At 42.0% G+C, this 13922-nt stretch carries 13 protein-coding genes; 10 read left to right on the forward strand and 3 right to left on the reverse strand.

Going from position 1 to position 13922, the window contains the following annotated elements:
• The first annotated feature begins 118 nt into the window (after positions 1–118).
• Positions 119–910, forward strand: coding sequence for a sporulation transcription factor Spo0A (spo0A, locus tag QFZ72_RS09970; protein WP_070876669.1), 792 nt, complete (start codon positions 119–121; stop codon positions 908–910).
• A 70-nt stretch (positions 911–980) separates the two neighbouring features.
• Here the strand turns inward: spo0A and QFZ72_RS09975 are convergent, their stop codons facing one another.
• The gene (locus QFZ72_RS09975) at positions 981–1127 is read right to left on the reverse strand and encodes a YycC family protein (protein ID WP_223436582.1); all 147 of its coding nucleotides are present in this window, start codon (positions 1125–1127) and stop codon (positions 981–983) included.
• Between the two features lie 53 nt (positions 1128–1180).
• On the opposite strand from QFZ72_RS09975, the gene QFZ72_RS09980 reads away from it, so the two are divergent.
• Entirely contained in the window at positions 1181–1903 is a 723-nt protein-coding gene (locus tag QFZ72_RS09980; protein WP_307432545.1) for a glycerophosphodiester phosphodiesterase, read from the forward strand.
• A 16-nt stretch (positions 1904–1919) separates the two neighbouring features.
• Here QFZ72_RS09980 and QFZ72_RS09985 read toward each other — a convergent pair whose 3' ends face one another.
• The gene (locus tag QFZ72_RS09985; protein WP_307432547.1) at positions 1920–2174 is read right to left on the reverse strand and encodes a DUF2627 domain-containing protein; all 255 of its coding nucleotides are present in this window, start codon (positions 2172–2174) and stop codon (positions 1920–1922) included.
• 153 nt (positions 2175–2327) lie between these two features.
• Between QFZ72_RS09985 and QFZ72_RS09990 the strand changes: the two genes are divergently transcribed.
• The 8 genes from QFZ72_RS09990 to QFZ72_RS10025 all read left to right on the forward strand — a co-directional run bounded on the left by QFZ72_RS09990 (position 2328) and on the right by QFZ72_RS10025 (position 12575).
• Positions 2328–4388 carry a sigma 54-interacting transcriptional regulator gene (locus QFZ72_RS09990; RefSeq protein WP_307432550.1) on the forward strand — a complete coding sequence of 687 codons (2061 nt, stop codon included), beginning with the start codon at positions 2328–2330 and terminating at the stop codon, positions 4386–4388.
• Positions 4389–4534: 146 nt separating this feature from the next.
• Positions 4535–5425 carry a phosphate butyryltransferase gene (yqiS, locus tag QFZ72_RS09995; RefSeq protein ID WP_307432553.1) on the forward strand — a complete coding sequence of 297 codons (891 nt, stop codon included), beginning with the start codon at positions 4535–4537 and terminating at the stop codon, positions 5423–5425.
• A gap of 50 nt (positions 5426–5475) precedes the next feature.
• On the forward strand, positions 5476–6570 hold the full coding sequence (gene bcd / locus QFZ72_RS10000) for a branched-chain amino acid dehydrogenase (protein WP_307432555.1): 1095 nt from the start codon (positions 5476–5478) through the stop codon (positions 6568–6570).
• An 81-nt stretch (positions 6571–6651) separates the two neighbouring features.
• Positions 6652–7767: a butyrate kinase gene (gene buk / locus QFZ72_RS10005; protein ID WP_252201467.1), complete on the forward strand. Its 1116-nt coding sequence runs from the start codon at positions 6652–6654 to the stop codon at positions 7765–7767.
• 17 nt (positions 7768–7784) lie between these two features.
• Entirely contained in the window at positions 7785–9206 is a 1422-nt protein-coding gene (lpdA, locus tag QFZ72_RS10010; RefSeq protein ID WP_307432558.1) for a dihydrolipoyl dehydrogenase, read from the forward strand.
• Positions 9207–9250: 44 nt separating this feature from the next.
• Positions 9251–10243 (forward strand): thiamine pyrophosphate-dependent dehydrogenase E1 component subunit alpha, encoded by a 993-nt coding sequence (locus QFZ72_RS10015; protein WP_307432561.1) that lies wholly within the window; start codon positions 9251–9253, stop codon positions 10241–10243.
• 12 nt (positions 10244–10255) lie between these two features.
• On the forward strand, positions 10256–11239 hold the full coding sequence (locus QFZ72_RS10020) for an alpha-ketoacid dehydrogenase subunit beta (protein ID WP_252201464.1): 984 nt from the start codon (positions 10256–10258) through the stop codon (positions 11237–11239).
• Between the two features lie 28 nt (positions 11240–11267).
• Positions 11268–12575, forward strand: a complete 1308-nt coding sequence (locus QFZ72_RS10025) for a dihydrolipoamide acetyltransferase family protein (protein WP_307432566.1) — start codon at positions 11268–11270, stop codon at positions 12573–12575.
• 118 nt (positions 12576–12693) lie between these two features.
• Here QFZ72_RS10025 and QFZ72_RS10030 read toward each other — a convergent pair whose 3' ends face one another.
• Entirely contained in the window at positions 12694–13593 is a 900-nt protein-coding gene (locus QFZ72_RS10030) for a diacylglycerol/lipid kinase family protein (RefSeq protein WP_307432569.1), read from the reverse strand.
• Positions 13594–13922 lie beyond the last annotated feature (329 nt).

A 13922-nucleotide genomic window follows, 5' to 3' on the forward strand; every position in this document is an offset into this window, starting at 1 on the left:
GGTATTTTTCAAAAAAAATAAGAGGAATTTTTGTTGCATTGTCGAAATTCTCATTTAGAATGATGTATAGAGATACTATCGATTTAAGCGGGAAATGAAGACTGAGGAGGAAGCTTAATTGAAGAAAATAAAAGTGTGTGTCGTTGATGATAATCGGGAGTTAGTGGGGCTTTTGGATGAATTTATTTCAAGTCAGGAAGACATGGAAGTGCTTGGCATTGCATATAACGGACAAGAGTGTCTGAATATGTTAAAGGATAAAGACCCTGATGTGCTTGTTTTGGATATTATCATGCCTCATCTGGACGGACTTGCTGTTTTAGAAAAAGTGAGGGAAATGGAAAAATCCAAACAGCCTAACGTCATCATGCTGACAGCCTTTGGACAGGAAGATGTTACGAAGAAAGCAGTTGACCTTGGTGCCTCTTATTTCATCTTAAAACCTTTCGATATGGAAAACCTGGTCAATCATATTCGCCAAGTCAGCGGAAAATCAGCAGCACCGATTCTTTCAAGATCGAACTCCTCTCTCCGATCCCAGTCAGAAAATAAAGGAAGAAACCTTGATGCGAACATTACAAGCATTATTCACGAAATTGGCGTTCCTGCTCACATTAAAGGCTATTTATATTTAAGAGAGGCCATTTCGATGGTTTATAATGATATTGAACTGCTCGGTTCTATAACAAAAGTACTGTACCCTGATATCGCCAAAAAATATAATACGACAGCAAGCCGCGTCGAGCGTGCTATTCGTCATGCAATTGAAGTAGCATGGAGCCGCGGGAATATTGAATCCATTTCCTCTTTATTCGGGTATACAGTAAGCATGTCTAAAGCTAAACCGACTAATTCTGAATTCATCGCAATGGTCGCGGACAAATTGCGTTTAGAGCATAAAGCTTCTTGAGAGCGATAGAATCTTAGAAGCTGGATGAAAAAAAAGAACCCAATCAACGGAAATTGGGTTCTTTGCCTTTTTACTCTTTATTGTCTTTCTTATTCTGCATTTCAGCGAGCTTAGCAAGAAGGATATGCTGAGGCATATGCATAATTTGTTCAATCGGCACGTTTAGTTCCTCAGCAAGCTTTATTGCTGTTTCAGCGGATATTGGAAGTGGTCTCATAGGTCTTTCATGCTCCTTTCTAAAAATAATGAAACAGGTGATAGGTGATGTTTTTGACCAAAATATTTGGACACCGCGGTGCTGCAGGTACCTGTCCTGAAAATACGATGCCTTCTTTTAAGGCAGCGATTGAATCAGGTGCAGATGGAATTGAATTAGATGTTCACCTCTCAAAGGACGGAGTTCCTGTTGTCATTCATGATGAATCGGTTGATCGTACAACAAATGGCATAGGTTTTGTAAAGGACTTAACCTTTTCGCAGCTTAAAAGCCTTGATGCAAGCTATCTTTTTCCTGAGTACTCAGGAAAAGCATTTATCCCATCACTTGAAGAAGTGCTGGTATGGAGCAGTTCTTCAGATTTTCTCCTGAATATTGAACTTAAAAATGACCGAATTCAATATCAGGAGCTTGAAGAAAAGGTGATACAGCTGATTTTCACTCACAAGCTGCAAAATCGAGTCATTCTCTCATCTTTTAATCATGAAAGCCTAATGCTGTGTCATAGAATCTCAAATGAACTGGAAACGGCAGCTCTTTTAAGCGAAAGGCTGTTTGAACCGTGGAATTATGCTAAGACACTTTCAGCAAGAGCAATCCATCCTGTTCATTATGCTGCTGACCCGCATGTCATCTTCCATTCTCAGGCTAACGGAATCCAAGTTCGTCCTTTTACTGTCAACGATGAGCCGACAATGCAATTCCTTTTTAAAGCACAGTGTGCAGGATTTTTCACGGATTATCCCGAAAAAGCTTTATCGTTAAAAAAGAAATAATTTGACCCCGTTTATCTCAAACTAACGGGGTTCTTTTGTTTTTCTGAAATTTTTTCTGCACTTTATTTCGTTTGCGGTCACGGTAAAAAATAAATCCTGCGACAAAACTTAATCCTCCGGCAAATAAAAGCAGACCGGAAGTGAATTGCAGCCATAGGTTTGGAAAAGGCGCCTGAAGAATACCGAAGAGCATGTCACGCATTAATTTAATGCCGTAGCCTGCCAAAACTCCAGGAATCACCATTATTAATAGAGCGAAAATTCGTATCATTTTTTATAATCCTTTCCCCTTCGTCTGTTTAAATTGTTCAACGAAAAAAACAATTTGTCAAGTGAACAAAAAGTGATATGATGAAACTGTGCAAAATTTTGCAAAAATCATTTATATATATATTTTACATAAAAACGGTAAGGGGTAATCATTATGCAAAAGGTCATGCTGGTGGGGGCGGGACAAGGCGGGACAACACTGCTCAAAATGCTTTTGGAAATAAAAGCTATGGAAATCATGGCGGTTGTGGATATTGAGCCGGAGGCACCAGGCATGCAGCTTGCAAAAAAGCTGGGAATCTTGACAAGTTCTGAATGGAAGCCGCTTTTATCCGATCAGATCAATATTGTCATAGAGGCAACTGGCTGCAATGAGGTGTTTGAGGACCTGCTTCAATGCAGAAGCAGGAATACGGTTATTATTCCGGGCACTGTCGCTCACATCATTTCCAATCTTATCAATCAGAAAGAAAATTTGATTACAGCTTTAAAAGATATCACACATAAGCATGAAACCATTTTTGATTCAACGAATGATGGCATGATCGTCATTGATGATAAGGAACGGGTTATCCTATTTAATAAAACAGCAGAGCGGATGACAGGTTTAAAAAAGGGAGATGTAATTGGCCGACTTATCGAAGAGATGATTCCTTCAAGCAAGCTTCCAAGAATCCTGAAAACAAAAGAAGTCGAAATGAATCAGGAACAAGTTCTTGAAAATGGACTTAAAATCATTACGACAAGAATCCCGATCTTTGATGACTCGGGAATACTGCTCGGTGCCCTTTCCTTGTTTAAAGATATCACCGATATTGTGAACCTGGCAGAGGAGATGACGAACTTAAAGGAGATTCAAACGCTTCTTCAAGCCATTATTCAATCATCTGACGAAGCCATTACTGTTGTAGATGAAGAAGGAAGAGGGATTCTAATTAATCCTGCCTATTCCAGGATGACTGGTCTAACAGAAGAACAAGTGCTGGGAATGCCTGCAACGGCTGACATCTCTGAAGGTGAAAGCATGCATATGAAGGTTCTTGAAACGAGAAGACCTGTAAGAGGCGTGCGGATGAAAGTTGGTCCGGGCAAGAAAGATGTCATTGTAAATGTAGCCCCAATCATTGTGGATGGGAAACTTAAAGGAAGTGTGGGCATTATTCATGATATGTCCGAGATACAAACTTTAACAACAGAATTGAACAGGGCCAGACAAATTATCAGAACACTTGAAGCGAAGTATGCCTTTGAAGATATCATTGGAGAAAGCGAAGAAATAAAACTTGCGATTGAGCAGGCCAAGCTTGGAGCTAAGACACCTGCGACTGTTCTTCTGAGAGGGGAATCAGGGACAGGAAAAGAATTATTTGCCCATGCGATACATAACGCAAGTGACAGGAAATACAACAAGTTTATCCGCGTGAATTGTGCGGCTATTTCAGAAACTTTGCTGGAGAGTGAACTGTTTGGCTACGAGGAAGGGGCATTCTCAGGAGCGAAACGTGGCGGAAAAAGAGGATTTTTTGAAGAAGCCAATAAAGGGAGCATTTTTCTGGATGAAATTGGGGAGCTTTCAGCAAATGTACAGGCAAAACTGCTTCGGGTGCTGCAGGAAAAAGAAATTGTCAGGGTCGGTTCAACAAAGTCCATTCCTATCAATGTGAGAGTCATTGCCGCAACAAATATTAATATCGAAAAAGCTATGGCAGACGGCACTTTCCGTGAAGATTTGTATTACAGATTAAATCGCTACCCAATTTCGATTCCTCCGCTCAGGAACAGAAAAAGCGATATCCTAATGCTTGCTGAGCACCTTATCAGGAAACTAAATCAGGACTATGGCAGAAGCATTGAAGGAATTGAAGAATCAGCTTTGGACATGCTCGTTGCGCACAGCTGGCCCGGTAATGTAAGAGAACTTGAGAATGTCCTTGGAAGAGCCATGATTTTTATGAAATACAATGAAACGGAAATTGCCGCTCAGCATTTGCCGGAACTCGCGCAGGATGATGAAAGAAAGTCTGGCGGACAAGCCTATCATATAGAAAGTGCAGGCAACCAAACTCTTGCAGAATCCGTAGAACAGCTTGAAGAAGTGCTTATAAGGGAAGCGCTGGTCAAGCATAATTTTAATCGGACAAAAACGGCCCTTTCATTAGGTATTTCGCTTAGAAACCTGTATTATAAAATAGAAAAATACAGCCTTGCAAAGTGATGCATGCAATTAATTGCAAGGTATGAAAAAAAATGCATGTTTTCTGTATGAAAAGATGAAGCGTTTACAAGTTTTTATGTTGGCACGCTTCTTGCATTATAAAATAACGGGTGCTGTGAATACATCTTGAAGGGATTGAAAACACGATGAACTTAGAAGACCTGCTAGAAAAAGCAGCCCGGCTTGAGAACAAAACGGTAGCAGTTGCATCTGCAGAAGATGCAGAAGTGCTTGAAGCAGTTATTGAGGCTTCAGAGCGGGGGCTTGCCGATTTTATTTTGTTCGGAAATAAAGAGGAACTCGAAATCATGCTTCTAGAAAGAAGTGCTGATGTAAAAAAGTTTTCAATTAAGCATGCAAGATCCGTAGAACAGGCTGCAGAATTTGCTGTTAAAGCTGTCTTTCAAAATGAAGCTGATGTTTTAATGAAAGGAAATATTCCAACTGCCGTTATTTTAAAGGCTGTTTTAAACAAGGAATACGGACTTCGAACAGGCAAAATTCTTTCTCATGTCGCTGTTTTTGAAGTGCCCGGCTACGACAGATTTACAATTGTAACGGATGCAGCAATGAATCTTGCACCAGATCTAGATCAGAAAAAGCAAATTCTTGCAAATTCTGTCATGGTTGCAAGGAAGATTGGGATAGACATGCCCAAGGTAGCTCCGCTTGCAGCTGTTGAAGTTATTAATCCTTCCATGCAGGCAACGATTGATGCTGCTGCTCTAACGCAAATGAACAAAAGAGGCCAGATTAAAGATTGTATCGTCGATGGTCCCCTTGCACTTGATAATGCAGTTTCATTTGAAGCTGCAGTGCATAAAGGCATCAAAAGCGAAGTGGCAGGGCAGTCTGATATCCTTTTAGTACCAACCATTGAAGTTGGAAATGTTTTATATAAATCGCTCATGTATTTTGCAAATGCAAAAGTAGGAGCCATCATTGCAGGGGCAAAAGCGCCGATTGTTTTAACAAGCCGTGCTGATTCAGCCGAAAGCAAACTTTATTCGCTCGCTTTGGCGATATGTTCAAGTTAAGAGGAAATGCTAAGCTTAAGAATTCGAAAAGACATTAGGAGGATTTACACATGGAAATTTTCAAATATATGGAACAATATGATTATGAGCAATTGGTTTTTTGCCAAGATAAACAATCAGGTTTAAAAGCTATTATCGCTATTCATGATACAACTTTAGGACCTGCACTTGGCGGAACGCGCATGTGGACATACGCTTCAGAAGCCGATGCTATTGAAGATGCTCTTCGTTTGGCTAAAGGCATGACTTACAAGAATGCAGCTGCAGGGTTAAACCTTGGAGGAGGAAAAACAGTCATCATCGGAGATCCGCGCAAAGATAAAAATGAAGAAATGTTCCGCGCTTTCGGCCGTTACATTCAAGGACTAAATGGCCGTTATATTACTGCTGAAGATGTAGGCACTACTGTTGAAGATATGGACTTGATCCACGAAGAAACAGATTTTGTAACGGGTATTTCACCTGCTTTCGGATCTTCAGGAAACCCTTCACCTGTAACGGCATTCGGCGTATACCGCGGAATGAAAGCTGCTGCAAAAGCTGCGTTTGGAACAGATTCTTTAGAAGGCAAGACTGTTGCAGTTCAAGGTGTCGGCAACGTTGCTTTCAACCTCTGCAGACATTTGCACGAAGAAGGCGCACAGCTGATTGTGACGGATATTAATAAAGAAGCTGTTCAAAGAGCTGTTGAAGCTTTCGGTGCCAAAGCAGTAAATCCTGATGAAATTTACGGAGTGGACTGCGATATTTATGCACCTTGTGCGCTTGGGGCTACTATTAATAACGATACAATTCCTCAAATCAAAGCTAAGGTCATTGCAGGTGCTGCAAATAACCAGTTAAGAGAAACTCGTCATGGCGATACGATTCATGAAATGGGAATTGCATACGCGCCAGACTATGTCATTAATGCAGGCGGCGTGATAAACGTAGCTGATGAGCTGCTTGGGTACAACAGCGAAAGAGCAATGAAAAAAGTAGAGGGCATTTATCAAAATATTGAACGAGTATTTGAAATTGCAAAACGCGACGGCATCCCTACGTATGCGGCTGCTGATCGCCTGGCAGAAGAGCGCATCGAAAGAATGAGAAATTCACGCAGCCAGTTTCTGCAAAATAGCAATCACATTTTAAGCCGACGCTAATAGGCAATTTTTTGAGATGAGATACGCAGACAGCGTGTAAGAGCGCTGTCTGATCTTTCTCATATTTGGAGGTTTTAGAAGTTGCAAGAAAAAGAATATCGGATTCTCGTCATAAATCCCGGTTCAACCTCGACGAAAATTGGTGTGTTTGATAATGAACGATCTATTTTTGAAAAAACAATCCGGCATGATGCGGATATAATAAATGCCTTTAACAGCATCATTGATCAATATGAATTCCGAAAACAGACGATACTTGAAACGCTGGATGAAGAAGGCATTAATATCTCTAAATTAAGCGCTGTATGCGGAAGAGGCGGACTGCTTCGTCCAATAGAAGGCGGAACTTATCATGTGAATGAACAAATGCTTCACGATCTTCGCATCGGTTTTGCAGGACAGCACGCTTCAAATTTGGGAGGCATCATCGCATTTGAAATAGCCGGCGGGTTAAATATTCCTTCTTTCATTGTGGATCCGGTCGTTGTTGATGAAATGGAAACGATCGCGAAAGTATCCGGAGTTCCATCTATTGAACGAAAGAGCATTTTTCATGCCTTAAACCAAAAATCCGTTGCGAGAAAAGTTGCTCAGCAGTACGGAAAAAAATACAGCGAAATGAACCTGATTGTGGCTCATATGGGCGGCGGGATAACGGTCGGAGTTCACAAGCTCGGGAAAGTAATTGATGTCAACAATGGCCTTCATGGCGATGGACCATTCAGTCCTGAACGTGCAGGGACAGTTCCTGCCGGGGATCTGGTGAATCTATGCTATTCAGGTGACTATTATCGCGAGGAAGTTATGAAAATGCTTGTCGGCAATGGCGGGCTTGTTGGTTATCTTGGCACCAATGATGGCCAGAAGGTAGAACGCATGATTGCTGAAGGAAATCAAAAGGCTAAACTGATATTTGATGCAATGGCCTATCAAATCGGCAAAGAAATAGGTGCAGCAAGCGCCGTTTTAAAAGGGACAGTAGATGCGATTATTCTAACAGGCGGTCTTGCCTACGGGAAAAAATTCGTTAAAGAAATCTCTTCCTACATAGACTGGATCGCCGATGTGAATGTATTTCCCGGTGAAAATGAACTTCAGGCATTAACGGAAGGAGCTCTTCGCGTTCTCAGAGGTGAAGAAGAGGCGAAAGAATATCCGAATAAAAAAGTGAACTCTAAGATCTACAACCAGGTTTAATAGAGAGGAGCATCAGTATGGCAACAGATTATGATCTCGTCATTGTAGGCGGCGGAACAGGCGGATATGTAGCCGCAATTCGCGCAAGCCAGCTTGGCTTAAAAACAGCCATTGTTGAAAAAGGAAAACTTGGAGGCACTTGTCTTCATGCGGGATGTATTCCAAGCAAAGCACTGCTTAGAAGTGCAGAAGTTTTTGCAACTGCAAAAAGAAGCGAAGAGTTTGGCGTCATCACTTCAGGAGTTGAGCTCGATTTCTCGAAGGTTCAGGAAAGGAAACAATCGATTATTGATACGCTTCATAAAGGCGTTCAGCATTTAATGAAGCAAGGAAAAATTGATGTTTATGAAGGAACTGGCCGTATTTTAGGTCCTTCTATTTTCTCTCCAATGCCCGGAACAATTTCTGTTGAGATGAATAACGGCGAGGAAAATGAAATGCTTATTCCGAAAAATGTGATTGTCTCTACAGGCTCAAGACCCCGCAGTCTGCCAGGTTTAGAAATTGACGGTGAATCTGTTTTAACGTCTGATGAAGCACTTGCGCTTGAATCGCTGCCTAAATCAATCATTATTGTCGGCGGAGGGGTAATCGGAATAGAGTGGGCTTCTATGCTCTCTGATTTTGGACTGGAAGTTACTGTACTTGAGTATGCAGAGCGTATCCTGCCTACTGAAGATGCTGAAATATCGAAAGAAATGCAGCGCTTGCTTAAGAAAAAAGGCGTTAACCTTGTAACAGGTGCTAAAGTGCTGTCTGAAACCCTTGAAAAAGGAAAAGCTGTTTCTATCAGTGCTGAACATAAAGGTGATGTGAAAACCTTCTCTGCTGAAAAAATTCTTGTTTCAGTGGGACGTCAGGCAAATGTTGAAGGCATCGGCATTGAAAATACAGATATTCAGCTTGAAAATGGCTTTATTAAAACGAATCAATTTATGCAGACTAAAGAATCACATATCTATGCGATTGGCGACGTTGTAGGCGGTCTTCAGCTCGCTCACGTTGCTTCACATGAGGGCATTACAGCTGTTGAGCATATTGCAGGACATACCCCTTCTGCAATTGATTATAAAAAAGTTTCCAGATGTGTATACAGTACACCTGAAATTGCAAGCGTCGGGTATACAGAGGATGAAGCGAAAAAAGCAGGTTTTGAAGTGAAAACAGGCAAATTTTCATTCCGTGCAATCGGCAAAGCGCTTGTTTATGGGGAATCTGATGGGTTTGTCAAATTAATAGCTGATGCAAAAACAGATGATCTCCTTGGTGTTCATATGATTGGACCGCATGTGACAGATATGATATCTGAAGCAGGCCTTGCAATGGTGCTTGATGCAACTCCTTGGGAAATTGGACAAACCATTCATCCTCATCCAACGCTCTCTGAAGCAATAGGTGAAGCGGCACTTGCAGTTGATGGGAAAGCAATCCACTCTTAAAGGGATCATGTCCCTTACATACTGATTTTTGAGGAGGCAAAATGATGGCTGAGAATCGTCATAAAACACTTGGTTTATCTGATCAAGATGTTCTTGAAATGTATGAAACAATGGTCATGGCGCGCAAAATCGATGAACGCATGTGGCTGTTGAACCGTTCAGGAAAAATTCCATTCGTTATTTCATGTCAGGGACAGGAAGCGGCTCAGGTTGGTGCTGCGTTTGCTCTTGACCGCAAAAAAGACTATGCACTTCCTTACTACCGGGATATGGGTGTCGTTCTTGCGTTTGGCATGACTGCAAAGCAATTGATGCTTTCGGGATTTGCAAAAGCAGAAGATCCAAACTCAGGCGGACGCCAAATGCCCGGACACTTTGGACAAAAAGAAAACCGCATTGTAACAGGCTCATCACCGGTTACAACTCAAGTGCCTCATGCGGTTGGAATTGCTCTTGCCGGCAAAATGGAGAAGAAGGATCTTGTTACGTTTGTCACGTTCGGCGAAGGATCATCGAATCAGGGAGACTTCCATGAAGGAGCAAACTTTGCCGGAGTGCATAAGCTTCCTGTCATTTTAATGTGCGAAAACAATAAATATGCAATCAGCGTTCCATACGAGAAGCAAGTTGCATGTGAGAAAATCTCAGACCGCGCGATTGGCTACGGAATGCCTGGCTATACGGTGGATGGTAATGATCCTCTTGAAGTGTATCAGGCAGTAAAAGAAGCTGCAGACAGAGGGCGCCGTGGAGAGGGCCCTACACTGATAGAAGCAATCTCATACCGTTTAACTCCTCACTCAAGTGATGACGATGATCGTTCATACCGCGGACAGGAAGAAGTCTCAGAAGCTAAGAAGAATGATCCGGTCTTAAAATTTGCCTCTTATTTAAAAGAGACTGGCGTCATGACGGATGAGAAGGAAAAAGAAATTCATGACGAGATCATGAAGGTTGTAAACGAAGCAACAGATTACGCTGAAAGTGCTCCATATGCAGATGCAGAATCGGCACTTAAATACGTATACGCAGAGTAAGGGGGAAGAACAATGCCAGTCATTTCTTATATAGATGCTGTCACGATGGCGATTCGTGAAGAGATGGAACGTGATCCAAAAGTTTTCGTGCTTGGGGAAGATGTAGGCAAAAAAGGCGGAGTTTTCAAAGCAACAGCTGGATTGTACGACAAGTTTGGAGAAGAGCGCGTCATTGATACTCCGCTTGCAGAATCAGCGATTGCAGGTGTAGGAATTGGCGCAGCCATGTACGGAATGAGACCAATCGCAGAAATGCAATTTGCAGACTTTATCATGCCTGCAGTCAATCAAATCGTTTCAGAGGCAGCCAAAATCCGCTATCGTTCAAACAATGATTGGAATTGCCCGATTACGATTCGCGCTCCTTATGGCGGAGGCGTACATGGCGCTCTCTATCACTCTCAATCAGTCGAGGCTTTGTTTGCTAATCAGCCGGGTCTGAAAATTGTGATGCCTTCAACTCCTTATGATGTAAAAGGACTGTTAAAGGCTGCTATTAGAGACAATGATCCAGTTCTGTTCTTTGAGCATAAAAGAGCTTACCGTCTCATCAAAGGCGAGGTTCCGGATGATGATTATGTGCTGCCGATCGGAAAAGCTGATGTAAAACGTGAAGGTGAAGATCTTACAATCATCACTTACGGCTTGTGCGTTCATTTTGCTCTCCAAGCTGCAGAAAAGCTTGCTCAAGATGGGATTTCAGCGCATATTCTTGATTTGCGCACAGTTTATCCGCTGGATAAAGAAGCGATTATTGAAGCTGCATCTAAAACAGGAAAAGTGCTTTTGCTGACGGAAGATAACAAAGAAGGCAGCATCATGAGCGAAGTGTCAGCCATCATCGCTGAAAACTGCCTATTTGATTTGGATGCCCCAATCATGCGTCTTGCAGGTCCTGATGTGCCGGCAATGCCATATGCTCCAACAATGGAAAAACATTTTATGATCAATCCAGATAAAGTAGAAGCGGCTATGCGGAAGCTTGCTGAATTTTAAATAAGATTTTCATGAGGAGGGAACAGACATGGCAGTTGAACAGATGACCATGCCCCAGCTTGGGGAAAGTGTAACGGAAGGCACCATCAGTAAATGGCTTGTATCAGTTGGTGATACAGTAAACAAATACGATCCGATTGCTGAGGTTATGACAGATAAAGTAAATGCAGAGGTTCCATCTTCATTTACAGGTGTAATCAAAGAATTGGTTGCAGATGAGGGCGATACGCTTGCTGTCGGCGAAATCATTTGTAAAGTCGAAGTCGGCGGAGGAAGCGAAGGGGCTCCAGCAGCAAATGAACCCGTCATATCGGCTTCTGAGGAAACAATAAAAGAGCAGCCTGAACAGCAAACGGATCAGTCAAATAAGAAACGATATTCTCCTGCTGTCCTGCGCTTGGCCCAGGAAAACGACATTGATCTTGAACAGGTTACCGGTACAGGCGCCGGAGGAAGAATCACAAGGAAAGACCTGCAGCAAATCATTGAGAGCGGAAATATCCCGTCATCAGGAAACAAGGGAAATGCAGCTGTTCAAGAAGCGCCAGCTAAAGCTGAAGCGAAGCAAAATGTACCGGCAGCTGCACCTCAGAAAGCTGCACAACCAGCTGCAGCTTCTGTTTCGGCACAGCCGGGAGATATTGAAATTCCTGTTACTGGCATCCGTAAAGCGATCGCCTCTAACATGCTTCGAAGCAAACACGAAGCACCTCATGCCTGGACGATGATCGAAGTGGATGCAACCAATCTGGTTGAATACCGAAATTCTATCAAGAATGAATTCAAGCAAAAAGAAGGATTTAATCTTACTTTCTTTGCGTTTTTCGTCAAAGCTGTCGCTCAAGCTTTAAAAGAATTTCCGCAAATCAATTCTATGTGGGCTGGCGAAAGCATTATTCAGAAGAAAGACATCAATATCTCAATCGCGGTTGCAACAGATGATGCTCTGTTTGTGCCGGTGATTAAGCATGCAGATGAGAAGACAATTAAAGGCATAGCCCGTGAAATTTCTGAACTTGCAGGCAAGGTCCGTGCAGGTAAATTAACTGCAGATGAAATGAAAGGCGGCACCTTTACTGTAAACAATACAGGTTCATTTGGATCTGTGCAGTCTATGGGAATCATCAACTATCCGCAGGCTGCCATTCTTCAGGTGGAATCAATCGTAAAACGTCCTGTAGTAATGAACAACGGCATGATTGCAGTGCGAGATATGGTGAATCTGTGCATGTCGCTTGATCATCGTGTTCTTGACGGATTAGTGTGCGGCAGGTTCCTGGCCAGAGTAAAAGAAATTTTAGAGAATACGTCTAAAGACACGACTTCTGTTTATTAATAGAAAAGCCATCACATTTTGTCATGTGATGGCTTTTTTTGTTTTATGAAAGATTAATTTCAGCAGTGGGTATCTGTACGAACTCCCCCCGGTCAGGACGAATCCATTACGTTCCTTATCATTCATCTTTAGGAGCGAGCATTTGAAAATGATTATGTAAAATCGTGATGGTTTCCGGTGTTTTTAAATAAACCTCACCGTCTGTATCGACGCACATTTCTTCTTTTGTTTCAATTTGCATGCTGCTTGCCTGATAGTGCATCAGTTGAGAATTAATATGATTCCAGTCAATGTTATCCTTCATCGTTAATACTTCTTTAATAAGTGAAAAACTGGCTTCTTTGATTATAAAAATATCGGCTAGACCGTCGTCAATTTTTATATCTGGATATGGCAGCACATTTGTGCCGATGATTTTGCCATTGGCGATCAGCACCAGGATGGCTTCCTCCTCAATCCAGGTGTCATCAAGCTTCAGTTTGAAGTGAAATGGCTTCATGCTTTTGATCGTCCGAAAGGCACTCAGAAAATAGCTGACTTTTCCGAGCAGAGATTTTTCGGTGTCATTAATATTTTCTGATGTTTCAGCAACAAGGCCGATGCCCCAAAAATTGAGAAAGTATCCCCCGCTTGTTTCTGCAGCATCCGTACCCCGAATTTCGCCTGTAAATAATGCTTCAGCAGCTTTCTTTAAATTTTGCGGAATGCCAAGCGTTCTTGAAAAGTCATTGCATGTACCGCCGGGCAAAATGGCGATTACCGGCCTTTGAATCAATCCGCCAAGTCCGTTTATACACTCATGTACCGTGCCATCCCCACCCAGAATAATCACGATTTCCATGTCTTCACCGTGCTTCATGCAGTATTCCTGTGCATCGAGAGGTTTTGAAGTTTGAAGCAGCAAAAGCTTTTCCACATGCAGGGAAATAATCGGAACGCAGATGCCAAGCGTCTTTTCTGCATCTTTCTGGCCGGCATTACCGTTATATATCAGCATGCCTTTTTTATATTTTGCCATAAAAAAACCCCTTATGTGCTTACAGAATAGGTTTAGAAATTTAGTAAATTGATAATGAACCTTATAGTAGAGATAAGAATTCTAATCGGAAGGAGAATAAGAAATTCAATGAAGTTGGTACACTCCAGTAAAGTGTCGATTACCCGTTTCCCCCGTTTTTTCCGTTTCATTTTTTCTCCGAATTTTCTCTTCATCATTAAAATAACCTCTCTTACTATAATTGAAACATTTATTAGATAAATACGCCTCACTGAGCTTTAAGGTTTCAATAGTGAATTGGAATTGCTGATTTCCTAAAGGTATAATAAAATGAAATAGATTAAGTTTTT

The sequence above is a fragment of the Bacillus sp. V2I10 genome (assembly GCF_030817055.1).
In the GTDB taxonomy this organism is placed as follows: domain Bacteria; phylum Bacillota; class Bacilli; order Bacillales; family Bacillaceae; genus Bacillus_P.

Coding starts and splice junctions, on each gene's coding strand:
- QFZ72_RS09985 (WP_307432547.1), bottom strand. CDS start 2,174: ATGATACGAATTTTCGCTCTATTAATAATGGTGATTCCTGGAGTTTTG.
- QFZ72_RS10030 (WP_307432569.1), bottom strand. CDS start 13,593: ATGGCAAAATATAAAAAAGGCATGCTGATATATAACGGTAATGCCGGC.
- QFZ72_RS10020 (WP_252201464.1), top strand. CDS start 10,256: ATGCCAGTCATTTCTTATATAGATGCTGTCACGATGGCGATTCGTGAA.
- QFZ72_RS09990 (WP_307432550.1), top strand. CDS start 2,328: ATGCAAAAGGTCATGCTGGTGGGGGCGGGACAAGGCGGGACAACACTG.
- yqiS (WP_307432553.1), top strand. CDS start 4,535: ATGAACTTAGAAGACCTGCTAGAAAAAGCAGCCCGGCTTGAGAACAAA.
- bcd (WP_307432555.1), top strand. CDS start 5,476: ATGGAAATTTTCAAATATATGGAACAATATGATTATGAGCAATTGGTT.
- lpdA (WP_307432558.1), top strand. CDS start 7,785: ATGGCAACAGATTATGATCTCGTCATTGTAGGCGGCGGAACAGGCGGA.
- QFZ72_RS10025 (WP_307432566.1), top strand. CDS start 11,268: ATGGCAGTTGAACAGATGACCATGCCCCAGCTTGGGGAAAGTGTAACG.
- QFZ72_RS09975 (WP_223436582.1), bottom strand. CDS start 1,127: ATGAGACCACTTCCAATATCCGCTGAAACAGCAATAAAGCTTGCTGAG.
- QFZ72_RS10015 (WP_307432561.1), top strand. CDS start 9,251: ATGGCTGAGAATCGTCATAAAACACTTGGTTTATCTGATCAAGATGTT.